Source organism: Moritella yayanosii (assembly GCF_900465055.1).
Classification (GTDB): Bacteria; Pseudomonadota; Gammaproteobacteria; order Enterobacterales; family Moritellaceae; genus Moritella; species Moritella yayanosii.
This window is the reverse complement of the sequence record NZ_LS483250.1, coordinates 2191209-2215810: the sequence shown is the minus strand read 5'-3', so window position 1 is coordinate 2215810 and position 24602 is coordinate 2191209. Positions and strand designations below refer to the sequence as shown.

Below are 24602 nucleotides of genomic sequence, written 5' to 3'. Positions count from 1 at the left end.
AGGGGAACTCGGCGATGAATGAAGCCTTAAAAGAGCGGTTGATTCAGGCGGTGGAAAGTATTGATGCCGGTGCTGTCGCAAAAGTTTATGGGCGACTTGTGCGTATTAATGGTTTGACACTCGAAGTGACGGGTTGTCGACTTTTTATCGGTCAGCGTTGCTTTATTGAAACGCTAAACAATGGCAGTTTAGTTGCTGAAGTGGTTGGTTTCAACAGAGATATTAGTTATTTAATGCCACTTCAACATGCCGTGGGCTTGTTTTCGGGTGCGAGGGTTTCACCACAAAGTGGTATTGAAAAAATTGTTGTTGGCGAACAATTATTAGGCCGGGTTGTTGATGGACTACTGCAACCGCTTGATGGCCTGCCAGCCATTACTGGTGAGTCGATCCCCCTCTTTTCTTTGCCAAATAACCCACTTAGTCGTCAACCTATATCTGAACCCATTGATGTCGGCATTCGCTGTATTAACGCGGTGTTAACACCCGGTAAAGGGCAGCGTTTAGGTCTTTTTGCCGGCTCAGGTGTCGGGAAAAGTGTGTTATTAGGCATGATGACTCGTTATACCGAAGCTGACATTATTATTGTTGGGCTTATTGGTGAACGCGGTCGGGAAGTACGTGAATTTATAGAACATAGTTTAGGTGAGGAAGGCCTAAAACGCGCGATTGTTGTTGCAGCTCCAGCGGATTCTACCGCTCTGATGCGCTTGCGTGCGGCACAAGTTTGTCATCGTTTAGCTGAGCATTTCCGTGATCAAGGTAAGCACGTTTTATTATTAATGGATTCTTTGACCCGCTATGCGCAAGCGCAGCGTGAGATTGGTTTAGCGATGGGAGAGCCTCCGGTAACGAAAGGTTATCCGCCTTCCGTATTCAGTCTACTCACCCAATTAGTTGAACGCGCAGGTAATGGACTTGGTAGTGGTAGCATGACTGCTATCTATACTGTACTGGTCGAAGGCGATAACCAGCAAGAACCTATTGCTGATGCCGCTCGCGCTATTTTAGATGGTCATATCGTGCTTAGCCGTGATCTCGCTGAACAAGGACATTATCCGGCCATTGATATTAGTGCATCGATTAGTCGTGTTATGCCGCAAGTAGTGACAAAAGATTATCTCGCGCATGCGCTCAAACTAAAAAAACTATACAGCAGTTATCAACAAATAAAAGAACTGATCCCGTTAGGTGGTTATCAACCCGGCAAGGATATACAAGTAGATTATGCTGTACAGAAGTTTCCTGCGATTGCTGCATTTTTACAGCAGGGCCTCGATGAGAAAAGTGGGCTAAGCGATAGTATGAATCAATTGATAGATCTGATGGATAATGAGCATGCTAAATAGATTAATTGGTATAGAACAAAAAAAACTAGATGCATTATCGGCGCAGCGAGTACAGTTTAATGAACAACTGCAGCGCAAAAAATATCAAATATCTCAATTAGCGACTTACCAGCAAGCCTTAACTGCAAATAATGGCGATAGCCAAGTATTGCATTTACAAAATATGCAGTCGATGCGAAATCAAGTTGACGGTTTGATTGATAACCAACAGTTTGAAATTGATCTACATGAAGCGGACCTATTACGCCAGAACACGCTTATCAGCCAGAAAATTGGGCAGGTTAAAGGTTTTGAATCCGTGCTCAGGAGGCGTGAATCTAAGGCGCAGTTAGCACAAGATATAGCTGAACAATTTCAAAATGATGAACTAGCTATACAGGTTTTTTTACGGAATCGAGATTAACTTAGTATTCACCGGCGGTATTGGGTGAATACTCATCTTGCGGTTGAATATGTAAGACTTTATTTAATAGTTCGAATTGTAATGCGAGTAATTGACCATTCACTTCATTCTGGTCGTGGCAGTGGTGAGTTAGCTGCTTTAATTTATCCCATAATATGGCGACTTGAGGGCCAGATTGCGCATCGAGTGCGGCCAGTATTTTTTCCATACCCGCATTATCAGCAGTAACACCAATATGACACATAAGTTGTTTACGGCGTATAGCGTGCTTACTAATTGTTTCTATTAATATACTATGATCTTGATTTAACGTGATGAGTGCTTCACTGTTATGTTGCTGCATCAGGTTGTGCTGTTTGTGCAGTAATTCATGGAATCGTGAGTAATTTTTAATATCTGCCTTTAGGCCTGAAATTAAAGCGATGATAAATTGACGAACTTGACTCATCGACGGTGCATCTCAATAATACTATCAGTCAGTATGTCTAAATCTAAGCTTAGTTTACCTTCTCTAAGTAGTGCCGAAATGCGGTTCACTTTATCCATGTCTATATCCGAAGTCGGTGCTAACTTATTGCTGATATTAACAAAGTTATCGGCTTTTCGATTCACTTCAGTGGTTTGTTTCAAACCTTGAACTGCAGTATCAGTGGTTACTTTAGTTGCGCTTGATACGGCTTTAGCCATTGCGTGACCATTAATGCTATTGGTTATTTTCATGCTGTTTTCGTACCTACAATTATCCGGTTATTATAGTTAAGCGACACAAACAGAGTGTAACTGTAATGCTAAATGGAAAATAAACTAAAATAAAGTTTCAACAACGCCTGATGCAATGATTTTAGCCTGAATTTTTTTCCCTGATGACAAGTTCTTAATATAGATTTTATCACCTAATTGACCATTCTGCAGGGCTTTTCCTTTCATTGATACTACAAAACCGCCTGAACCGGCCCTGATTATGACTTCATCCTTACGCTCGACTAACAGACGTTGCTGTAATTGACTTGGTAAGATTATTTTACCTGACCTAATTCGGCGTTTAGCTCGTTGATTGACTAATTGTTGTGAGCTGGTGATAAAACGCTGGGTGTGACGGCTTATTACTCCCCGTTGTAACTGAATATGTTGTTTTTTTAGTATCTGATTGGGGTTAATGTCTGTTTTAGCATGCCACACTTCTAAGCCTATTTTTACTTTAGCATGCGCGCGGACCTTCCAGCTTGGCTGTGTACAAGATATTAAATAATTGACTCGACCAATCGGTGCATTATTTGGTGTTGTCCGTTGATATTGCACTGTGTCTTTACAGGCAGGCAAGTGATTTGCTTTATTCGGTAGCCAGATGAGGACCTCAGCATCATAATTTAGCCAGTTTTGTTGCTGGCTATAGTGTTTAATATCTTGTTCAACCTGTTGCTTAAATAAATGCGCAGACACGCTGTTACTCAGTGACCACAGAATAGTTAATATCAGTAACTTCCTTAGGGGAAGTTGCACTTCCGTTCCTACTTCCCTTTTTTGTCTATTTACATTGTAAGTCATTGTTTTAAAGCCCTTCAATTTGTGGTGTGAATATTGCTTAAGTTTATGATAACAAACCATTAGGAATCACAGTTCATGGCAATAAATTTTGATAAAGCACTGGGAATTCATCCTTACGCTTTACAAGCGCGCGTTCAACGCAGTGAGATTTTAGCTGGTAACTTAGCCAATGTTGATACTCCGGGTTATCTGGCCCGCGATTATGATTTCAAGTCAGTGCTGATAAATTTAGAAACACAATTAAATCAATCAACAGGCGGTAGATTACCAGAATTAGAAATGCATAGTCTATATCGTGTGCCATTTCAAGCTTCAAAAGACGGTAATACTGCTGAGTTAGGTATCGAACAAGCAAAATTTAATAACAATGCGATGAACTTCCAAAGTAGTTTAACGTTCTTAAATATGCGTATTCAAGGACTTCAAAAAGTAATCGATGGACGCTAATTATGTCATTTAATAATATCTATGAAATTGCTGGCAGTGGTATGCGAAGCCAGATATTACGTTTGAATACAGTCGCCTCAAATTTAGCGAATGTGAACTCAGCAGCAAGCAGCGAAAAAGAAGCATATCATGCGTTGAAGCCGATCTTTGCGACTGTTTATCAAACGAGTCAAGAAACTTTAGAGGTGACGGGAGCAAGCGTTAATATGCTTGGTGTTACTCAATCACAACAAGCTATTGAACGTCGATATGAGCCTGAGCATACACTCGCAAATAACGATGGTTACGTTTTTTATTCTAATGTGAATGCGGTGGCTGAAATGGCTGACATGATGTCGGCATCTCGTAGTTTTGAGAGTTCAGCTGAGGTCATGCGCCGTGTCAATAGCATGCAACAAAGTCTATTAAGACTTGGGCAAGGATAGTGGTTATGAATCCAATAAATAATAGTAATAGAACGAACCCAGCTCAGACGTCTGAGGTTACAGCCAATAGTGCTTTGGGCTTGAAAAATGAATTTTTACAGATGATGGTTGCGCAAATTAAAAACCAGGACCCGCTTAATCCGCTAGATGGTGCTGAGTATGTCAGCCAACTGGCCCAGTTTTCTATGGTTGAAGGGATTGAGGGGTTACGTGCTGGTCAAGCTGGTCAAGCAGAAATGCTCTACACCCAACAAGTACTACAGAGCACAGCCTTAATTGGTACCACAGTGTTAGTCCCATCTACTGGCATTGCTGCCAAGCAAGGTGAACAACCAAGCGGTGTTATCCGTCTCGATAGTGCGGCTGATGAAGTTACACTGACTGTAAAAGATTTGAACGGTAAGGTTATTAATACACAAATTTGGAAATACCCTGAGTCTGGCGATATTGCATTCGAAGTACCAGCACTAGATGAAGGCAGTTATGTGTTCGATGTTGAAGTTAGAATGGGTAGCCAAGTATTAAATGGCGCACCTCTATTATCAAGAGAAGTTGAAAAAATCAGCTTGCCAAAAACAGGTTCTGATATTCAACTGTCAATTGCAGGTATGGGCAGTGTCTCGCTGTTCTCTATTTCTGAATTTGGTAAAACAATAAGTTAAGGGTTTAAAATGTCTTATAGTATCGGTTTGTCAGGGCTTCGTTCTACTAATGAGCAGTTGAATGTTATTTCGCAAAATATTGCCAATGTAAATACCTCGGGTTTTAAATCAGGTCGTGCAGAGTTCTCTGCTGTTTACAGTGGTGGTTCTGCTGGCGGTGTGGAAGTTGCTGCGATTTCAAGTAACTTTGATCGCGATGGCGATGTCGTTAATACTGGCCGTGCAATGGATCTTGCGATCTCTGGTCGTGGTTTCTTTGTATTAAATAATGGCGGTGAAACATCTTATACGCGTGCAGGCTCGTTTGTTCGTAATGCGAGCAATTATATTGAAACCAGTAGTGGTGCGCGTTTACAAGGTTATCCTGTGGATGCCAATGGCGCACTGTTAAGCGGTGTTATTTCGGATCTAAAGGTCGGCACCGGTACATTACCCGCGAAAGCATCGTCGAGTGTTGAATTTGCCGCTAACTTAAAAGCGGATGCGCCAGTACCTGCTAGCGCATTTGACCCTGCCAATATCAAGCCTGATATGTATAACTATTCGCAATCAGGTAAAGTTTACGACTCACTTGGTACTGAGCATGTGTTAACCCAGTATTTTGTAAAGTCGGCGGCCCCTGCGACAAATGAGTGGACTGCACATTACTTTATCGATGGCAAACCAGCGGGTACAACTGCAACGCAGACTTTAACCTTTGACACCAGTGGTAATATCACGTCGCCGACGGGGTCTGTTACGGTTTCTCAGGCCATCACGGGAGCTGAGCCTTTAAGTATCAAAATATCAATGACTAATATGAGTCAGAATGCAGCAAGTTTCAGTTTGAGTCGTAATGAAACGAACGGATATGGCGCTGGCGATCTGAAAACAATTCGTATTGATGATGATGGTTCTCTGTACGGTGTTTACACTAATGGTCAAGATAAGTTACAAGGCAAAGTAATTTTGGCTAATTTTGCTAATCCAAATGGCTTACGTCAAGGTGATAATACCACATGGGGTCAAAGCTTTGCGTCGGGTGCACCAACTGTAGGCTTACCAGGTAGTGGTACGCTGGGTTCATTAACCTCGGGTGCTTATGAAGGTTCTAACGTAGACCTGACTGGTGAACTCGTTAGTTTGATGACCGCACAGCGTAACTATCAAGCTAACTCTAAAACTATTTCAGCCGCTGAAAAAATGACGCAAGTGTTATTTAACGCATTTTAATAGGAATTAGTTGATGAAACTACTCTATACCGCTTTATCGGGTGCCGAGCAAAGCCAAACGGCAATGAACATTCGTGCTAATAATCTGGCGAATGTGAATACCAACGGCTTTAAAGCTGATATTGCTCGCGCTGTCGCTTACAAGATCGAAGGCGCGGGTTATGCAACCCGTTATCTCAGTCAAAGTACAGCGTCAGGTACTAATTTTGCTGCTGGTGAGCTAGAAAAAACCGGCCGTAGCTTAGATATCGCAATTCAAGGCGAAGGTTATATTGCAGTGCAAACGCCGGGTGGGGCTGAAGCATATACTCGGGCTGGCAGCATGACATTAGACAGTGAAGGCCGTGCTTTCATTAATGGTAACGCTGTGGTTGCTGATGGTGCGCAACTTACTTTCCCTGAATACCAAAGTATCGAAATTGGCAGTGATGGGACTGTGACTGCCATTACTTTAGGTGGTGCACAGGTTCAAGTTGGCCTAATAAAGCTGATTAAACCTGAAGCGGGCAGCATGGTGAAAGGGCAGGACGGCTTGTTGCATTTAAAGGCGGGCGCGGTAGGAAATCGAGCTGAAGATGTCGCATTAGTGTCAGGGTTTCTGGAAGGTTCTAATGTGAATGCGGTGACCGAGTTGGTTGCATCAATGATGGTTAATCGCCAGTTTGAACTGCAAATTAAGATGATGAAAACGGCTGATACATTGGCTCAAAAAGGCAATCAACTGATCAGCGGTTGATAATAATTAATTACTTTAGCTTTAAATAATTAATCACCTTAGGTTTAAATAGTAGGAATAATATAATGAGTTCAGCACTTTGGACAAGTAAAACCGGGTTGGCAGCACAAGATGTAAAAATGTCAATAATTGCCAATAACCTCGCCAATATTAATACCATTGGTTTTAAAAAAGATCGCGTTGCATTCTCGGATCTATTTTATGATATCAAACGTCAGCCAGGGGCATTAGCAGACCAAAATAATGAAATACCAACGGGCGTTCAAGTTGGTAATGGTGTTCGTGTTACCGGTACTCAAAAAGTTTTCACGCCGGGCAGCTTTTCTGAAACGGGTCAAGAGCTGGATATGGCTATTATTGGGAAAGGTTTTTTCCAAGTTGAACAAGTCAGCGGTGAAATAGCATATACGCGCAATGGTCAATTTACGTTGAATTCAGATAGTCAAATTGTGAATAGCGATGGTTTACCCTTGGTTCCAAACATCCAAATTCCAGAAGACGCAACCAGTATTACAATTGGTTCGGACGGTACTATAACAGCGCAGTTAGCGGGTGAAAGTGCGCCACAAGACATAGGCCAAATAACGCTGGCAAGTTTTGCTAATCCAGCAGGTTTAGTGGCGTTAGGCGGTAATTTATATACTGAAACTGGGTCATCTGGTGCGGCACAAGAAGGCGTGGCTGGTGAGGCCTCATTAGGACAAATTAAGCAACGCGGGTTAGAAGGTTCAAATGTCAGTGTAGTGGAAGAAATGGTAGATATGATTTCGACGCAACGCGCTTATGAAATGAATGCCAAAGTGGTGTCTGCTGCGGATAAAATGTTGCAGTTCGTTACTCAAACTTTATAACCGATAGGTACTCATTATGTTGGCGAAATGGCTGGTGAAACTGAGTGTTTGTGCACTTTTAGGAGGTTGTGCCGATAGCGTTTACAATGTGTTAGAGGCAAAACCGGGTGAGGCAGAATGGTCACCTACTATCACCACTAAACCGATAGTACGCAGTGATACAACTACCCTAGGTGATGGTAGTTTATTAGCTAATTATTCGCTATTAAATATGTTTCAAGATCGTCGCGCATACAAGGTCGGTGATATTTTAACGGTAATACTCGAAGAGCAGACTCAGTCTAGTAAGCGAGCAAACTCAGGCATTAAAAAGAACGCTAAAGCTAGTGGTGATTATGCCAGTAATCTGCCGTCTTTTGATGCAACAGGTTCGTTTAGTTTTGGCTCTGACCGATCATTTAATGGTGGTGGTACATCAAGTCAACAAAATGCATTATCTGGTGCGATTACGGTGACGGTGGCTGAAATTTTACCGACTGGCGCGTTGCGTATTCGTGGTGAGAAATGGATCAAACTCAACCAAGGGGATGAGTATATTCGTTTGACAGGTTTAGTCCGGGTTGAGGACATTGATAAGTCGAATCGAATAAGCTCTCGAAGACTTGCAGATGCGAATATTACTTATGCTGGGCGTGGCGAACTTGCTGAATCGAATCAACAAGGTTGGTTTACACGATTCATTAATAGTAAGTGGTTTCCTTTTTAGTCATCAATCAGTGGTTGCTAGAACGTATTCAGGATTGTGATTTAGAGACAATATAACTTAGGTTAAATGAATGAAGAAACTAATATTGTTATCAGTGTTATTATGTTCGACACTGTTATCTGTCGGTGTCAGTGCTGCATATCAGCGTATGTTATTGGATATTACCGATATCCAAGGGCTACGTAAACATCAGCTGATTGGCTATGGGCTTGTTGTGGGTTTAGATGGCTCGGGGGATAAGAGTCAGGTGAAATTTACGACTCAGTCAATGATTAATATGTTGCAGCAGTTTGGCGTAAAACTCGGTGATAAAGGCAACCCTAAATTAAAAAATGTGGCAGCAGTTATGATCACTGCTGAGGTGGCATCTCAGGTTGGTAAAGGTCAAACCATCAATATTACCGTGTCTTCGATTGGTGATGCGAAAAGCTTACGTGGTGGCACCCTGTTATTAACACCGTTACGTGGTATGGATGGTGAAATATATGCTACGGCTCAAGGTAACCTTGTGGTTGGCGGCATAAAAGCGACAGGTAGCTCTGGTTCTTCAGTGACAGTGAATACGCCGACTGTGGGTATTATCCCTAACGGGGGCACGATTGAAAAAGAGATCCAAACGAATTTTATTAGCGCAAAAGAAGTGGTACTTAATCTTAAAACACCGAACTTTAAAACGGCGCGTAACATCGAACTTGCCATCAATGCTATTTTTGGTGACGGCGTAGCACAAGCGCAAGGACAACATCGTGTGACCGTGGCCGCACCCGTTGATGCCCGTCAACGCGTTACCTTCATGTCGATGTTAGAAGAGATAGAAATTGAGTTAGGTCGAGTTAAACCGCGTATTGTGTTTAATAGTCGAACAGGGACTGTGGTCATGGGGGCGAATGTGAAGGTGCGCAAAGCGGCTGTTAGTCACGGTAATTTAACGGTAACCATTAATGAACGCTCAAATGTAAGTCAACCCAATGCATTCTCTAATGGTAATACTGCGATAACACCAGAGTCGTCAATCTATATACAGAAAGGCGATAACCCGATGTTTATTGTGCCTGAAGGTACATCTCTAGAGGTTATTGTCCGAGCTATTAATAGTTTAGGTGCATCGCCAGACGATTTAATGTCAATTTTACAAGCACTTGATCAAGCGGGTGCATTAGAAGCTGAATTGGTAGTAATTTAATGACAAAGCTGGTAGTAACTCAATGACAAAAATAGAAATAACGGGGTTAGCAATGGACCCAACAACCGTTAATGCAATTAAAGAACATGGGAATACGGTTGAAGGTTTGATTCAGGTGGCCGATCAATTTGAAACCATGTTCTTACAAATGGTATTAAAAAGTATGCGCACTGCGAGTGATGCGTTAGCTTCTGATGATTCATTTGTTAATAGCGATCGCCAGCGAATGTACCGCGATATGTATGATGGGCAGTTAACAATGGCGATGGCGGATAAGAGTGCTCTAGGTATTGCTGACGCAATGGTCAGGCAGATGTCGCCACTGGTGGCGAGTGTTGCAGATGCACCTCTGGAAAATAATTTAAACTTTGGATTAAAGTTTAATGAAAAACAGGTCGCTAATAGTATTCAAGAGACCTTGCTTGGCTCGTTTAGCCAGCCGCTATTAAATATTTAGTAGATTAAGAGAAAATTAATTATGAGCATGTTCAGTAATGGGTTATCTGGTTTAAATGCGTCGCAGATAGCATTGAATGTAGTCAGTAACAATGTCGCGAATGTGAATGTTTCTGGTTATAGCCGTCTTGATGCTATTAGTAGTTCGCGCTATAGCGCGAGTAACGCAAACTTAAGCACGGGGCAAGGCGTTGAGATCACCTCGGTACGTCGTATCGCGGATAACTATCTTAATAATAGCTTGTGGCGAAGTAATTCAAATAATGGTTTTGCGCAAGCGTATAGTAGCTATCTTATGATCAGTGAACAGCTCGTTGCTAACGAAAACCTCAGTATAGCGAAAGGCCTTGATGGCTTGTTTAGCGCGTTAGACTCGGCAACTACAGAACCAAGTACCATGGCACCCCGACAGCAAATTATTGCTTCTGCGGATGCGCTTGCCAATCGGTTTAATTCTTTATATTCAAATTTGGATATTCAGAGTACCGATATTACACAACAAGTTAATGGCATGATGAGTTCTGCTAATACCATGTTTTCGCAAGTGGCTGCTTTAAATAGTAAAATTGTAGAGAGCAGCGCGACGGGTGGTAATGTGACCGCATTACAGGATCAACGAGCTGAAACGATTAGCAAATTAGCTGAATTGATGGCGCTTGATGTCAGCCGTCAGGGCGATGGGTCTATCACGCTCTCTCTTTCCGGCGGACAGCCGGTGGTATTGGGAGCCAGTGCCGCCACGCTATCAAGTAAAGGGTCAGGTTATGCGGCGAGTATCGCGGGGCAAAATTTTACTTTTAATGGTGACGTTGGCGGTAAAATAGGTGGTGTTTTATCTTATCAGAGTCATGTTTTAGATCCAACGAAAGCAGAATTAGATAAATTAGCCAAAGACATTGCTGATGCGATGAACAACCAATTGGGATCAGGTCAAGATATTAACGATCCCGTTGGCGTAGGTAAACCATTGTTTAGTTATGATCCATCCAATCCCGCGGGTTCATTCCAGGTGTCTGATGGATTTAAACCGAAAGATTTAGCCTTGGGTGCGGCCGGTACTGGTCCCGGTGATAATACTAATTTAACCGCATTACTTGAGATGAAAGATGGCTTGTTAGGTATTTATAATGGTTTGGTTGGTTCTCTTGCGATTAAAAGTGGTGAGGCACGGTCTAGTGCGCAAGCAAGTAAAACGATGGCTGAAGCTGCATTAGCTCAACGTGACTCGGTGAGTGGTGTTAACCTCGACGAAGAAGGTATTTCATTAATGAAGTATCAGCAGTCTTATAATGCTAACGCAAAAGTAATTAGCATTGCTGATCAGCTATTTGCAACCCTATTAAGGATGATGTAAGGAATAATTATGCGAGTGAGTACAGTTCAACTTCAGCGTATCGTCATGAGCGGTATGGATCGAGGCGCAAGTCGTTTTGCTCATATTATTCAACAACAGGCATCGGGCAAGCGCATTATTAAACCATCAGATGATCCGTTAGGTACGGTGAAATTGATGGCGTTACAAGCGGAACAAGCCAATTTAAAACAGTTTAATACTAATATTGAAAACGCTCGTCGTCATCTTTCAGGGGCTGAAACCTATGTCACCAGTATTTCCGACCAGCTCGGGAAATTGCGTGATTTAACTTTGGAAGCGGGTAATGGCACGCTAACCGCGGCAGGACGCAAAGCGATTGCTCAAGAAATGGAAGCGGTAAAAGAGTCATTACTGGCGAGTGCAAATGCCAAAGGCAGTAATGGAAAATATCTATTTTCCGGCTCAGAAGTCGAAAAAGCACCAATTGCAGGACCCGATCCTGTCACAGGGGACTACACCTATGTCGGTGATAATCGTGAACGTAAAATAACCATTGCTTCCGGTGTTAAGGTTGTTTCGAACATAGATGTTGGAGAAACTTTTTTTGATGGTGGCCAAGATTTTTTTAAAGACTTAGATGGCTATATCGAGAAGTTAAACACGGATAGCCAAGTCCCTGCCGACAGAAAGGTTATGTTAGCGGCGATAGACTCGAGTGCTGATACCAACTTACAATTACTGACGATTATCGGTACTCGTCTATCAGAAATTATACAAACGAAAGATACCAATGCTGATATTAGTTTATATGGAAAAAAACTGCAGTTATCCTTAGAGCAACTCGACTATGGCACGGCCTCATTTGAGTTTGCTCAAGCTGAATTGGCACTAAAAACAACACAGATGGTGTATGTTAAGGCAAGTAGATTAAGCTTGTTTAATGTGATGTAAGATAATGATAAATCTACTTAATAAAGTTAGTGATAATTTAGTTAATAGCACTAAACATTTACCCTCGCTTGTTACTCCTGCGGCAAACCAATCGACTAAAGGGTCGAGTGTTAATGTCGTGGATAGCAAGCTAACGACGACTGAACGGCACAAACAACGCAATGGTAATGTGACAGCATCAGGCTTAGCGCGTTGGTCTGGGCTGAATTCAAACCAATTGACTTTTAGTCAATATAAAAGTGCAGAGAATAGTTTAGGTACTGTGTATCGGGAGCTTGTTAATATTAGTACGATGCTCAATAACAAAGTTAATAATGCTGACGTGATGGCTAATCGAGTGCGCCAACTTGACCATGTCACGAGTAAAGACTTAAATGGCCAGTTACAGCCAAAAGTATTGAATCGCCATACAGAACGCCCTAATTACGTGTTGAATAGTGTGAATTTATTAGCGAAAAAACCCGCAGAAACACTGAGTATGGTACTGCCATCCGCGGGTAAGTCGGTGAGTTTTCACATTCCTGCTTATGCTGAGCCGAAAGAAATATTAATGAGCATTAACCGTTCTTTAGCTGCGGTTGATACCCACGTGACGCTTAATGCCGAGCAAAAATTAGTCTTCAATCCAACATCTGATAATAGTCGGTTTTTTAATGAACCGGTATTATTTTCTGGTGAAGGTATTCGAGTGCCGGCGGGCAATCCAGTCCCGGTGCAGATGCAATTACAAGTGGGCGCTTTATTGAGTTTGGCTGACGCCATCGATGGCAATGCCAATAAAAAAAATGGGCATAAGCAAGACGTTAATGAGCAAGTAAGACAAGTACAAGCTGATGTGCGTCATGCTATCGTGCAGCTTAGAGCGGCCATGGATCAGGTTCGAAATAAAGGGTCTCACTCTGCGCCTATTGATATTAGCGCCGTGGCATCTGAGCTATCAGCATTACTCAGTGACGGTGATTTTGGCAGTCGGTTAACGAGTTTATTAGCGCAAGCCAATATATCGCGTAATACCGCAGTAGCATTATTGAATAAGTAAACTGGTTGAATTTTTGGTTTTATAATTACTAACCTGTTGTTATATAATGAGTATGATGGAGTCTGATCTGCAGTGATACGTAAAAGTAGATCGCGATTGTTCATGTGCATTAACGCTTAAATTAAAAGATACAACGCATTATGTTTATTTATTTAAAATAAAATAAAAATAAATTTAAGTTTTTAGGATCGAGTGTCGCTTTGTATTTATAAGCGAGATGAGAAGGCATTAAATACTTCTATTTCATCTCTTTATAATCAATAGCATTAGGATACTTTCACATGGCTTTATCAGTTCATACTAACTACGCGTCACTGGTTACTCAAAACCAACTGGGCAAAACCAACAGCATGCTGTCAACTGCAATGCAACGTTTAGGTACTGGTCTACGTATCAACTCTGCATCGGATGATGCTGCTGGTCTACAGATCGCAACGCGTCTACAGACTCAGTCTAACGGTCAGAAAATAGGTATGCGTAACGCCCAGGATGCTATCTCAATGATGCAAACTGCAGAAGGCGCGTTATCAGAAATGACCAGCATTGGTCAGCGTATGAAAGATATTGCTACGCAAGCGGCTAACGGCACTAACGGCAAAGCAGAATACACGGCGCTAAATGATGAATACAAAGAGTTAGCGGCAGAATTAACTAACATCGCGCAAAATACTCAGTACGGTGAAGGTAAGAAACTGTTAGCGACAGAAGTGTCAGTAGCTGATGCAACAACGAACCGAAGCCTTCATTATACTGTTGAAGCAGCACAATCTACTCTAGATGCAGCTATTGGCTCAACAGTCACTGGTACTACTGCAGCAGGTGCTACGGTAACCGCAGCTACTGATACAACTAAAATTACAGCGGCTGTAGTGGGTACATTTGACACTGCGGCTAGTCAAATAACCGCGGTTGATAGTGCTAAAACTGACCTTAAAACCGCTGAAGACGCGGCAGCAGGTAAAATTGGTGTTGCATCATCAGCCGGTGCCTTCGGTGCTGAGATCACTTTCCAGATCGGTTCTTCTGCGAATGAAAACATGAAGCTTGATACTTCAGGTAAGCTTGGTAATTTGGCTGCAGCACAAGCAGGTTTGGGTAAAGTTACCGATCAAGCGAGTGCAAAAACAGCAATGGCAAGTGCTGACCGCCTGCTTGATGCTATTGGCTCTTTACGTGGCCAGTTCGGTGCGTCAATCAACCGTTTAGACCACACAATCAATAACCTGGGCAACATGAACCAGAATATTGAACTGTCTAAAGGCCGTATTATGGATGCTGATTTTGCTGCAGAATCTGCAAACATGACTAAGCAACAGCTGTTAATGCAATCTGGTATGTCTGTACTAGGCAAGAGCAACCAGATCGGCGGCATGGTAATGGGTCTGTTACGTTAATCGCGTAATGACCGAGTTATACATTAATTCCGTTTGGAATTAAAAATATGATCCTATATCCAAACCCGGAATATAGGATCTTTTTTGTTTTTATGGAGTTGTTATGGCGATAGATCCCGCTTCTTTTTCCTCACAGTTGGTGGCTGCTACTCGTGCCGGTTTGGATAAACACAATAATACGCAGCAAGCGACAGTCAATAATAAGATCAGAGCGTTCAAAGCATTAGACGGAAAGGTGGGCAATTTATCGACGGCACTTAAAGACTTAAGTAAAAGCAGTGATTTAAGGGCGACCGACACCAAGTTAAGCAGTGAAGGCATTATTAAGGCCAGTACCACTGACGGCGCTATTGTCGGTGATTACAGCATTGAGGTCAGCCAGTTGGCCAAGGCATCGCGCATTGGCCTGACGTTTACAGATGAGAATGTGAAGATACCTCGTGAGGGGGCGCTGAAGTTCTCGGTGGGCTCAGAAGACATGGTGTTGAATCTTCACGAATTGCCCGAAGATGCTAATCTGATGGATCTACGGAATGCCATTAACAATGCGGAAGATAATCCCGGGGTGCAGGCGTCCATTATTCGCACCGGTACTGATGTTAAACTGGTATTGAGCAGTACAAAAACCGGTACCGAGCATGCGCTGACAGTGGAGTATGCTGGCGTTGCTGATACATTATTAGATACAGCCGTTAACAGTAAAACTATTCCAGACCCTGATGATGCCACGAAAACTATAGTCACAGGTCAAATCGAATTGAGCAAGGCGCAAAACGCCGAATTAACTTTTAACGGCATCGCTATTACTTCGCAGTCAAACAAAGTTGAAAATATTACCGATAATCTCACCCTGGAATTGACCAAAACCAATGTCGGCGAGCCGCTGACATTAACGGTCGGGCGTGATGATGATGCCATCACCAAATCATTAGAGTTACTGGTGAGTGCCTATAACGGCCTGATGGGCCGGGTTAAAACCGCGACGATCTCTAAGGTCGAGACCGGCGCGACGAAGAATATAACCCGAGCACCCCTGTCTGGCGACAGTACCGCCTCCTCGATGATGCGGCAGTTGCGTTCTGTGTTTTCCAATCTGCCCGACGGTGGCTACCTGAGTCAGGTCGGTCTTAAGTTTGATAAAAACGGCGAAATATCCCTAGATAAAGAAGCTCTGGCCAAGTCACTGGATAAAGATCCGGATATTCTCAACAACATGTTGCTGGGTAAAGATGGCATTGTGGACAGATTATCCACAACGTTAAAGCCCTATAGTCAGTCAAAAGGGATATATGATAATCGGGTGTCGAGTTTAAATTCAGAAATTGATAGACTGCAAGACAAAACCGCGCAGTTAGATGTGCAGATGGAGAGTCTGTATCAGCGTTACTTGAAACAGTTTACCGCGATGCAGCAATTACAGAGCCAGATGCAGCAGACCAGTGGTCTGTTTGGTATGATCCAACAATTTTAGTCAATAGGATAGAAACATGAACGAATTTGATCTGGGTTATGATGCCTACCAGGAAACCAATACCGAAGCACAGGCTGCCACGGCCGATCCCCACAAATTAGTGGTGATGTTAATTGACGGGCTATTAGATGAAATAGCCCGTGCCGAAGGTCATATTGTAGGTCGTCGATATGAGCATAAAGGTAAATCTATCAGTAAATGTTTAGATATTGTATCGGGTTTAGATGCGGCACTTGATATGGAAGAGGGTGGCGAAGTAGCGGCTAATCTTCATCACTTATATGAGTACTGTGCCAATACGCTCTATAACATCAGCATCAGTAATGATGTTGAAGAACTGAGTACTGTGGTTAATGTGATGGAAAAATTGAAAGAAGGTTGGGCCAATATAGGCCGAGATGCAGCTTAGTTTAGCGCTAATGTAGCCAATAATAATGCAGGGTATCCCGGTGTTATTATTTCCGCTGGCGGAAGTTGAGCGGAAGTTAAGTTTCCTTATACTATTTTATTTTCCTTTAATAACAAAGCTTTAAAAGTTGGTCTGTAGTTTGCATAATATTTCATTAGGCCGTATTGACTAAGGTGATAAGCGTGTTAGATATAAAATCATTACAGCAGCAAATTATAATTTTACATGCTCATTTTTGCCGCGTTGTAAAAGCAAGTAATGAAAATATTAACGTTAACGAGGTGGTTAAATTAGATCATGAAGTGGCCACCTTACTCTCGTTATTGAATTTAAAACCAGCGCTAAAGTTACAATTACAGAGAGAGCTCACAGCCTTAAAAAGCAGCCATTCTAAAGTGCTAGAGCTATGCAAACAGCAACAAGCGCATCTCGCTGGTGTAATGGCAAATCATACCAAAAACAGAGAAGGTATTATGGCTTATCAGGAACTAGAAATATGATTGCAATGACCACGACAATAGCCAGTCATGCAGGCGCTCAAAATAATACAGCTACGAATGCTATCAAACCGCAACCACTGCAAGCTAAAGAGGCTGATAAAAAAAGTGGTCATAGCATTGATGCTGAAGAGCAAGATAGTATTGATTTTGTTAGCCCAGAGCATCAGGACAATTTAGTCCCTCGAGACCAAACTAAAGACCATTATTTTGCTCATTTTTTAGCACCAGAAGCGAATGCCACAGATACCGCAACAACAACGAAGGTCCCTACGTCGCTACTTGCTGATAACTCAGCGTCGGTAAGAGGCTCTGTTAATCCTGTTGAACTTAGTCATCAACAATCACCGTCAATCTCGCTGTTACAAGCTGTTAAGCATCAAACACAAGCTACAGAGACGAGTGCAATAGAACGTCACGTTAATCAGTTAAATACGAGCGCGACGGATGCAGTAAAAGCTAACGTGACCAAATTAGCGTCTGGCGAGATGTTCAGCCCAGAAATGAAAGTGATGAACACGACGCAAAAATTATCGACAGTCGTATTGCTGGATAAGTTAACAAGCGCGAATCTTAACGATAACAAGCCCGTTGATGTTGCGAGCCTGCGTATCGAGCAGCAAATAGCCGATATTAACTCGCCTGAACGCTTGATGACACAAGCGACTCAAGGACGACATGAGTGGTCTGCCGTCAAAATGGAGAGTCAGCAAAATGCATGGTCTAAGCAGTTATTTAATGTGCTACAAGATCGTATTGAAATGCAAGTTCATCAAAACATAAAGCAAGCTAATATACGTTTGGATCCACCTGATCTTGGCCGTTTAGATGTATCTGTGCGCATGGACGGAGACCGCTTGACGGTGATGATTAATACCAGTAACAGTGCGATTAGAGAGGCACTACAGGCATCATTACAGCAGCTCCGAAGTGAGCTTTCTAATCAGTTTGGTGCTGGGGTCGATGTTAATGTCGGAGGCGGTTCTGGCGAGAAAGAATTTCAGGAACGTGAACATAATGTCGCACTCTCTTCTTCTGAGGAACAAGAAGAAAATGTAACGCTTTTGCCTATCGAGCAGCGCGGCTTATTTAATACTCTGGTGTGATTTTAAAAATTTAAGGTTTTAATACATATATGAAAGGCAAAATATTAATTATTGGGTTAGTTATTATCACAGCAATGGGCTTTTTAGGTTTTAAATATCAGGTGCAGATTAAAGCGCAGATTGCAGCATTAATGCCAACGCCAGAAGTCGCAAAGTCACCCCGACCGTTTTATATACCGCTTGATAAAATGGTGGTAAGTGTTGAAAGTGAACGCACAATTTACTATGTCATGATGGAGGTTACTTTAGAGACTAAATTAGAAGCGTCTATTGAGAGGATTAATTATTTTATGCCGGTGATCCAAAATTCTTTTGTCCAAAACCTCAGTCAACGCAGTTATGACACGATCCGTAAAAATTTGAAAAATATAGAGCAATTACAAATAGAGATGTTATCAGGCTTAGATGAAGTACTCATTCGGCATGACATGAATGGCATCATTGATAGTGTGCTGATTACCAAACTGGTCGTTCAATAGGAGCTTGCTGTGACAAACTCGGTTGCTTGGGACAACAGTGCTTTTAATGCGAGGGCATCGGTGGTAGATGAAAATGCGTTATTGATTAAATATATGCATTTAGTCAAGCGAGCTGTGACGCATTTACGTAGCCAGATCGGTACGTTGCAATCCTATGAGGATCTTGTTCAGATAGGGACAATGGGTTTACTCGAAGCTATTCGCCGTTATGGTAGTGAGCCAGATTATGGATTTGAAAGCTACGCTTTTCTGCGTATACGCGGTGAAATACTAGACGAACTAAGGCGGCAGGATTGGCGCCCACGTCAAGCGCGTCAACAAGGCCATTCATTAAATCAAGCTAGACGTACTTTATCGCGTACGTTAGGCCGGGAAGCGAATGAAAAAGAGTTAATGGCATTTTTAGAGATAGATGCTGGGCAGCTGCAAGATATGATCTTTGATAGTGTCTCTGAAGAGATGCAGAGCCTCGATGAGTTACTGCAAGCAGGTACGGATATTAAAGATGAAAACTCAGATATTCAAAAATTTGATATTAAGCGTAGCCTGAAGCAAACGCTGTCTTTACTCGATCAAAGAGATCAATTATTACTGACCTTATATTATCAATATGAACTTAATATGAAAGAAATATCCCTTACCCTTAAGATCACCGAATCTAGAGTGTGTCAGTTACATCAATTGGCGCTTAAGAAGCTCCATTCTCATTTAACCAATTTATTGTAAGGCTTGTTATGCAAAAATTTGTAGGTCTGGGGATCATCCTCCTCTGTGTTTTCGGTGGTTTTATGCTCGCAGGAGGAAAACTTGCTGTTATGTGGCAACCAGCTGAATTGCTGATTATTCTAGGTGCTGGTATTGGTTCAATGTTGATCGCAAATCCTAAGTATGTATTGGTTGAATTAAAAAATCAGTTTTTCGCGTCTTTTAAAAAAGAAGCCGATCGCGGCGAAGTAATGAAAGAATTACTGTTGGTGATGCATACGCTGATGGAAATGGTTCGCAATAAAGGACTAAAGTCGATTGATGACCACATTGAAAACTGGGAAACCAGTTCATTATTTTTACAATACGAGCATATCCATTCTGATCATCTATTAATGCATTTTATTACTGACAACTTTCGGATGATGTCAATGGGGAAAATGTCGTCTCATGAATTAGAGCATGTGTTAGAAAGTGAGATTGAAGCGCTTGAAGATGATTTATTAAAACCATCTGAAGCCTTGCATACTACGGGTGAAGCTATGCCTGGTTTTGGTATTTTAGCGGCTGTAATGGGGATTATCATTACCATGTCTTCGCTAGATGGACCATTAATGATGATAGGTTTGCACGTTGGTGCCGCTTTAGTCGGGACTTTCCTGGGTATTTTTTTCTGCTACTGCTTATTTGAACCGGTTGGCGAATCACTTGCTGCACGAGTACATAATCAATTACTGCTATTAACTTGCGTCAAAACGATGATGGTGTCACATATTTCAGGTAAATCACCCGTGCTATCTGTTGATTCTGGACGCAAGTTGATAGATCGAGAAATTAAGCCGACATTTGTTGAAATGGAACAATGGCTTAATTCTAAGGAAGGCTAATGTCAGAAAATATTATTATTATTAAGCGTAAAAGAAGACGTCGAGGTAAATCTAAAGGTGGCGGTGCTTGGAAAGTCGCATTTGCTGATTTTATGTTAGCGTTGATGGCTTTTTTTATGGTGCTGTGGATCCTTGCTGTTTCAAACGCCGATGAACGTAAGGAATTTTCTGAAAGTATACGTAATTATTCAATATTTGAGAGTGAAAGTAATCCATTCGATTTTAGTGGTAATCCTTTACCGACAAGTATTGGCGCTGATTTATCTGTATTAGACAGTAGACATCAGCCAGATTTAACAAAACATTCAATATCTAAAAAAACGGCTCGTTCTTTAAATCAGCGTACTGCAGATGATGAAGGGGATAGTGGTTACGGTGATAAGCCCATGATGAATTCATTGCTGAAAGGGCAGTTAACTTCTCCAGAGCAATTAGCATTATTAGCTTCTAAATTAGAGGCTCTTACTGATTCGATTGGTGCCGCGGAAAATATTGACATTGAAGTGGTGCCACAAGGTTTGCGAATTCTATTACATGATAACGCTAAACATAAAATGTTCCGCCGTGGTAGTGCGCAGATGACACCATTTTTTCAGGATGTCTTACGCTCATTAGCGCCCGTTTTTATTCCTATAGAGAATAAGTTAATGATCTCTGGGCATACAGATCGCTCTAAGTTTCATAATGCGGCATTTACTAACTGGGAGCTGTCTAGCAAACGGGCGCTGCAAGCAAGGCAAATGCTACAGATTGGCGGTATGCCGAGAGAGCGGGTTGCACAAGTCGTCGCGATGTCAGATACGATGCCGATTGATGCTGCGAACCCTAAATCGAGTGTTAACCGCCGAATCGAGTTATTGTTGCTGACTGAAGACGCAGAGGAAGCCATTAAGTCGTTATTTAATCGAGATAAACCGGATAATGCTATTGATAACGCGGTTGATAGAGCAGAATATAATAGACCAGTATTAAGATCAAAAGTCTTGTTTGATAACGTAGGAAAGTGATCATGGAGATTGAACCAAATCGTAAATTTTATCGTTGGAAATTTGAATCAAAATCTATTCCACTCATCTATCAAACTAAAGGCGTGCCCATAAAAATTTATCGACGTTTTTTGTTTATAGATTTTTTTTGGGCTAAAGCAGTCGCTAAAGATATTAGTATTGGTGGTGTGGGTTTTGTTGTTTCACGTAGATCAGGTCGTAACTTAGCGCGTAAATTTGTAATTCGTTGGCCGAATGGAGAGCGTATTGTCTGTACTGAAAAACATCACTTTGATATTGGTAGTAAACTTATTTTTTACGGTGTAGCTTGGAGTGAGCATGAAGCCAGCCGAATTTTACCTTTGTTAAAACTTTACAGCCGTAAAGCATTTAGAGGCGATACAATAACGAGTAATGTAACTAAGTTTGTTAAAAAGTGAATAAATTTGTTATATAAAACGCGCTACTTTAGCGCGTTTTGTATAAGTATTCAATTGGATGTTTGCAGCTGTGGTGTTCTTAACTTGATCTTCTGCGACTTGATAACTAGACTAGCGGACTATTTCAATTTTAAGTTCGATTAAGGTACCTTCATGCAGGTTTCAGATTTCAATTTTAGTCTTCCTGACGAGTTAATTGCGCGTTATCCGAAAGCGGATCGACGTTCAAGCCGTCTACTCCAACTAAACGGCAATAGTGGCGAACTTACTGATAAGCAGTTTGTTGACGTCCTCGATTTAGTTGAAGCTGGCGATCTGATGGTATTTAATAATACCCGCGTTATTCCTGCGCGTATGTACGGTAAAAAAGCCTCTGGCGGTAAAATCGAAGTGCTGGTTGAGCGTGTGATTGGCGATCATTCAGTACTTGCGCATGTACGTTCTTCTAAGTCGCCAAAAGTAGGTGCGCAACTTATCTTAGAAGGTACCGTGAAGGCCGAGATGATTGCCCGTCATGATGCATTATTTGAATTGAAATTTTTAGACGAGCGTCATGTATTGGAAATATTAGAAGACATTGGCCATATGCCACTGCCTCCTTATATCGATCGCCCTGACGAAGATTCAGATAAAGAGCGCTACCAAACGGTTTATAATGAAAAACCGGGTGCTGTCGCGGCGCCAACAGCGGGCTTACACTTTGATGAAGCATTGTTAGTAGAACTCGCAGATAAAGGTGTAAACATCGCGTTTGTGACGCTACACGTTGGAGCGGGTACTTTCCAGCCAGTACGTGTGGATAATATTCTTGATCACCATATGCATTCAGAATATGCCGAAGTATCTGCAGACGTTGTCGCTAAAATTGCTGAAACAAAGGCCAATGGTGGTCGTGTGATCGCGGTGGGTACCACATCGGTACGGTCTTTAGAAAGTGCAGCGCAAGCAACCATGGCAAAGGGCTTACCGTTAGCGCCATTCTTTGAAGATACTGACATCTTTATTTACCCTGGTTACAAGTTCCAACTTGTTGATGCCATGATAACCAATTTCCATTTACCAGAATCAACCTTGATCATGCTGTTATCTGCGTTCGCAGGGTATGATCATGTGATGCCTGCTTATCAACATGCGATTGCTGAGAAATACCGTTTCTTTAGTTATGGTGACGCGATGTTTGTCACTAAGCAAACGGCAACATAAATTCAATTAGTCGTGCGTTGCTGTTTATCCATTCACGGCTAGTTTGTTCACGATAAACAACGACTGATAAAGTACGTTGTTTGAATTTTTTGAGAGAAGTAATGTCAGACTGTTTCTCTGACTTGAGGTTGATATGAAGTTAAAATACGAATTAGATAAAACCAATGGTAACGCGCGTCGTGGTCGTTTAATCTTTGAACGTGGTGTAGTTGAAACGCCAGCATTCATGCCAGTAGGTACTTACGGTACGGTAAAAGGCATGACACCTGAAGAAGTTGATGCAACCGGCGCTGATATCCTATTAGGTAATACTTTTCACCTATGGCTGCGTCCTGGTCAAGAGGTAATGAAACTACACGGTGGTTTACACAACTTCATGAACTGGCAGGGTCCTATCCTGACTGATTCAGGTGGTTTTCAAGTATTCAGTCTAGGTAAAACGCGTAAAATTACCGAAGCAGGTGTGCATTTTCGTCATCCTGTAAATGGTAGCAAGATCTTCTTAGATCCAGAAACCTCAATGGAAATCCAAGATGACTTGGGTTCTGACGTAGTGATGATTTTTGATGAATGTACGCCATATCCAGCGACAGAATCAGAAGCTGAGAAATCAATGCGTATGTCATTACGTTGGGCACAACGCTCACGTGATCACTTTGATAAATTAGAAAACAAAAACAACTTGTTTGGTATTATTCAAGGTGGTGTTTACGAGCACTTACGTGATATTTCGGTAAAAGGCTTATTAGACATTGGCTTTGACGGTTATGCGATTGGTGGCCTAGCAGTAGGTGAACCAAAAGAAGACATGCACCGTATTCTTGAGCACACTTGCCCACAAATACCTGAAGATAAACCACGCTATTTAATGGGCGTTGGTAAACCTGAAGATTTGATTGAAGGTGTGCGTCGCGGTGTGGATATGTTTGACTGTGTAATGCCAACGCGTAATGCCCGTAATGGTCATTTGTTCACAAGTGAAGGCGTTATTAAGATCCGTAATGCCAAGCATAAAACCGATACCGGTACACTTGATCCTGAATGTGATTGCTACACATGTAAGAACTACTCGCGTTCATACCTGAACCATTTAGACAAATGTAACGAGATCTTAGGTGCGCGTTTAAATACAATGCATAACTTACGTTACTACCAAAACCTGATGCAAGGTATCCGTGACGCGATTGATTCTGATACGTTTGAACAGTTTGTTACAGATTTCTATACTAAACAAGGCCGTGAAGTGCCACCTTTAGCGAAGTCTGACGCTTAATTATTAAGCAAACACTAACCTGATTGTCGATCTAAGTTTGGTAAACCTTTCTCATTAGTAGTAATGTGATGTGATTGGTTTATCATATCAATATTAAAATTTATAAAGGAAAATAAAAATGAGTTTGTTCATTGCAAATGCAGTTGCTGCTGAAGGTGTTCTAGGTCCAGCTGGTGGTGGTTATGAAATGTTGATCATGTTAGGTATTTTCGGTGTGATCTTTTACTTCATGATCTATCGCCCACAAGCGAAACGTCAAAAAGAACAGAAGAACCTAATGTCATCGTTGTCAAAAGGTGAAGAGGTACTTACTGTTGGTGGCATCGTAGGTAAAATAACCAAGATTTCTGACGGTAATGATTACGTGGTGATCAGCATTACTGATGCAACTAAAGTTACTATTAAGCGTGATTACATTGTCGCAGTATTACCAAAAGGTAGCATGCAGTCGCTTTAATCTTTTCCGTATCCC

General features: G+C 41.9%; 30 protein-coding genes. 27 read left to right on the top strand and 3 right to left on the bottom strand.

Annotated elements, in window-relative coordinates:
• The first annotated feature begins 14 nt into the window (after positions 1-14).
• Positions 15-1349 carry a FliI/YscN family ATPase gene (locus MORIYA_RS10155; protein WP_112714896.1) on the top strand — a complete coding sequence of 445 codons (1335 nt, stop codon included), beginning with the start codon at positions 15-17 and terminating at the stop codon, positions 1347-1349.
• On the top strand, positions 1339-1752 hold the full coding sequence (locus MORIYA_RS10150) for a flagellar FliJ family protein (RefSeq protein WP_162629266.1): 414 nt from the start codon (positions 1339-1341) through the stop codon (positions 1750-1752). The genes MORIYA_RS10155 and MORIYA_RS10150 overlap by 11 nt, the downstream gene beginning before the upstream one ends.
• Position 1753: 1 nt before the next feature.
• On the opposite strand, the gene MORIYA_RS10145 is transcribed toward MORIYA_RS10150, so the two are convergent.
• The 3 genes from MORIYA_RS10145 to flgA all read right to left on the bottom strand — a co-directional run bounded on the left by MORIYA_RS10145 (position 1754) and on the right by flgA (position 3297).
• Positions 1754-2200, bottom strand: a complete 447-nt coding sequence (locus MORIYA_RS10145; protein WP_112714892.1) for a flagella synthesis protein FlgN — start codon at positions 2198-2200, stop codon at positions 1754-1756.
• Entirely contained in the window at positions 2197-2472 is a 276-nt protein-coding gene (locus MORIYA_RS10140; protein ID WP_112714890.1) for a flagellar biosynthesis anti-sigma factor FlgM, read from the bottom strand. The genes MORIYA_RS10145 and MORIYA_RS10140 overlap by 4 nt, the downstream gene beginning before the upstream one ends.
• Positions 2473-2556: 84 nt before the next feature.
• Positions 2557-3297, bottom strand: coding sequence for a flagellar basal body P-ring formation chaperone FlgA (gene flgA, locus MORIYA_RS10135; protein ID WP_232011592.1), 741 nt, complete (start codon positions 3295-3297; stop codon positions 2557-2559).
• A gap of 75 nt (positions 3298-3372) precedes the next feature.
• Between flgA and flgB the strand changes: the two genes are divergently transcribed.
• The 25 genes from flgB to yajC all read left to right on the top strand — a co-directional run bounded on the left by flgB (position 3373) and on the right by yajC (position 24587).
• Positions 3373-3744 carry a flagellar basal body rod protein FlgB gene (gene flgB / locus MORIYA_RS10130; protein WP_112714886.1) on the top strand — a complete coding sequence of 124 codons (372 nt, stop codon included), beginning with the start codon at positions 3373-3375 and terminating at the stop codon, positions 3742-3744.
• 2 nt (positions 3745-3746) lie between these two features.
• The gene (gene flgC, locus MORIYA_RS10125) at positions 3747-4169 is read left to right on the top strand and encodes a flagellar basal body rod protein FlgC (protein WP_112714884.1); all 423 of its coding nucleotides are present in this window, start codon (positions 3747-3749) and stop codon (positions 4167-4169) included.
• Between the two features lie 5 nt (positions 4170-4174).
• Positions 4175-4831: a flagellar hook assembly protein FlgD gene (locus MORIYA_RS10120; RefSeq protein ID WP_112714882.1), complete on the top strand. Its 657-nt coding sequence runs from the start codon at positions 4175-4177 to the stop codon at positions 4829-4831.
• A 9-nt stretch (positions 4832-4840) separates the two neighbouring features.
• Positions 4841-6043 carry a flagellar hook protein FlgE gene (gene flgE / locus MORIYA_RS10115; protein ID WP_112714880.1) on the top strand — a complete coding sequence of 401 codons (1203 nt, stop codon included), beginning with the start codon at positions 4841-4843 and terminating at the stop codon, positions 6041-6043.
• Between the two features lie 13 nt (positions 6044-6056).
• Positions 6057-6779: a flagellar basal body rod protein FlgF gene (locus MORIYA_RS10110; protein WP_112714878.1), complete on the top strand. Its 723-nt coding sequence runs from the start codon at positions 6057-6059 to the stop codon at positions 6777-6779.
• Between the two features lie 65 nt (positions 6780-6844).
• A complete protein-coding gene (gene flgG, locus MORIYA_RS10105) occupies positions 6845-7630 on the top strand; it encodes a flagellar basal-body rod protein FlgG (RefSeq protein WP_112714876.1) in 786 nt (261 codons plus the stop codon).
• 16 nt (positions 7631-7646) lie between these two features.
• Positions 7647-8336, top strand: coding sequence for a flagellar basal body L-ring protein FlgH (gene flgH / locus MORIYA_RS10100; protein ID WP_112714874.1), 690 nt, complete (start codon positions 7647-7649; stop codon positions 8334-8336).
• 70 nt (positions 8337-8406) lie between these two features.
• Positions 8407-9519, top strand: coding sequence for a flagellar basal body P-ring protein FlgI (locus tag MORIYA_RS10095; protein WP_112714872.1), 1113 nt, complete (start codon positions 8407-8409; stop codon positions 9517-9519).
• Between the two features lie 22 nt (positions 9520-9541).
• Complete coding sequence (locus MORIYA_RS10090) at positions 9542-9976, top strand: rod-binding protein (RefSeq protein ID WP_112714870.1); 435 nt, start codon at positions 9542-9544, stop codon at positions 9974-9976.
• Between the two features lie 21 nt (positions 9977-9997).
• Positions 9998-11329, top strand: coding sequence for a flagellar hook-associated protein FlgK (gene flgK / locus MORIYA_RS10085; protein WP_112714868.1), 1332 nt, complete (start codon positions 9998-10000; stop codon positions 11327-11329).
• 9 nt (positions 11330-11338) lie between these two features.
• Positions 11339-12241: a flagellar hook-associated protein FlgL gene (gene flgL, locus MORIYA_RS10080; protein WP_112714866.1), complete on the top strand. Its 903-nt coding sequence runs from the start codon at positions 11339-11341 to the stop codon at positions 12239-12241.
• Between the two features lie 4 nt (positions 12242-12245).
• Positions 12246-13280 carry a hypothetical protein gene (locus MORIYA_RS10075; RefSeq protein WP_112714864.1) on the top strand — a complete coding sequence of 345 codons (1035 nt, stop codon included), beginning with the start codon at positions 12246-12248 and terminating at the stop codon, positions 13278-13280.
• A 281-nt stretch (positions 13281-13561) separates the two neighbouring features.
• Entirely contained in the window at positions 13562-14674 is a 1113-nt protein-coding gene (locus MORIYA_RS10070; RefSeq protein ID WP_112714862.1) for a flagellin N-terminal helical domain-containing protein, read from the top strand.
• A 103-nt stretch (positions 14675-14777) separates the two neighbouring features.
• Positions 14778-16145, top strand: coding sequence for a flagellar filament capping protein FliD (gene fliD, locus MORIYA_RS10065; RefSeq protein WP_112714860.1), 1368 nt, complete (start codon positions 14778-14780; stop codon positions 16143-16145).
• A gap of 16 nt (positions 16146-16161) precedes the next feature.
• Positions 16162-16554 carry a flagellar export chaperone FliS gene (gene fliS / locus MORIYA_RS10060; protein WP_112714858.1) on the top strand — a complete coding sequence of 131 codons (393 nt, stop codon included), beginning with the start codon at positions 16162-16164 and terminating at the stop codon, positions 16552-16554.
• Positions 16555-16736: 182 nt separating this feature from the next.
• Positions 16737-17054, top strand: a complete 318-nt coding sequence (locus tag MORIYA_RS20835; RefSeq protein ID WP_162629264.1) for a hypothetical protein — start codon at positions 16737-16739, stop codon at positions 17052-17054.
• Complete coding sequence (locus MORIYA_RS10055) at positions 17051-18157, top strand: flagellar hook-length control protein FliK (RefSeq protein WP_162629263.1); 1107 nt, start codon at positions 17051-17053, stop codon at positions 18155-18157. The genes MORIYA_RS20835 and MORIYA_RS10055 overlap by 4 nt, the downstream gene beginning before the upstream one ends.
• A 29-nt stretch (positions 18158-18186) precedes the next feature.
• Positions 18187-18636 carry a flagellar basal body-associated FliL family protein gene (locus MORIYA_RS10050; RefSeq protein WP_112714854.1) on the top strand — a complete coding sequence of 150 codons (450 nt, stop codon included), beginning with the start codon at positions 18187-18189 and terminating at the stop codon, positions 18634-18636.
• 9 nt (positions 18637-18645) lie between these two features.
• A complete protein-coding gene (gene fliA / locus MORIYA_RS10045) occupies positions 18646-19362 on the top strand; it encodes an RNA polymerase sigma factor FliA (RefSeq protein WP_112714852.1) in 717 nt (238 codons plus the stop codon).
• A gap of 8 nt (positions 19363-19370) precedes the next feature.
• Positions 19371-20228 carry a flagellar motor stator protein MotA gene (gene motA / locus MORIYA_RS10040; RefSeq protein WP_112714850.1) on the top strand — a complete coding sequence of 286 codons (858 nt, stop codon included), beginning with the start codon at positions 19371-19373 and terminating at the stop codon, positions 20226-20228.
• Entirely contained in the window at positions 20228-21235 is a 1008-nt protein-coding gene (locus tag MORIYA_RS10035; RefSeq protein ID WP_112714848.1) for a flagellar motor protein MotB, read from the top strand. The genes motA and MORIYA_RS10035 overlap by 1 nt, the downstream gene beginning before the upstream one ends.
• Positions 21236-21237: 2 nt before the next feature.
• Complete coding sequence (locus MORIYA_RS10030; RefSeq protein ID WP_112714846.1) at positions 21238-21654, top strand: hypothetical protein; 417 nt, start codon at positions 21238-21240, stop codon at positions 21652-21654.
• Positions 21655-21807: 153 nt separating this feature from the next.
• Positions 21808-22857, top strand: coding sequence for a tRNA preQ1(34) S-adenosylmethionine ribosyltransferase-isomerase QueA (gene queA / locus MORIYA_RS10025; protein WP_112714844.1), 1050 nt, complete (start codon positions 21808-21810; stop codon positions 22855-22857).
• 133 nt (positions 22858-22990) lie between these two features.
• Entirely contained in the window at positions 22991-24130 is a 1140-nt protein-coding gene (tgt, locus tag MORIYA_RS10020; protein ID WP_112714842.1) for a tRNA guanosine(34) transglycosylase Tgt, read from the top strand.
• 118 nt (positions 24131-24248) lie between these two features.
• Positions 24249-24587, top strand: coding sequence for a preprotein translocase subunit YajC (gene yajC / locus MORIYA_RS10015; RefSeq protein WP_112714840.1), 339 nt, complete (start codon positions 24249-24251; stop codon positions 24585-24587).
• Positions 24588-24602 lie beyond the last annotated feature (15 nt).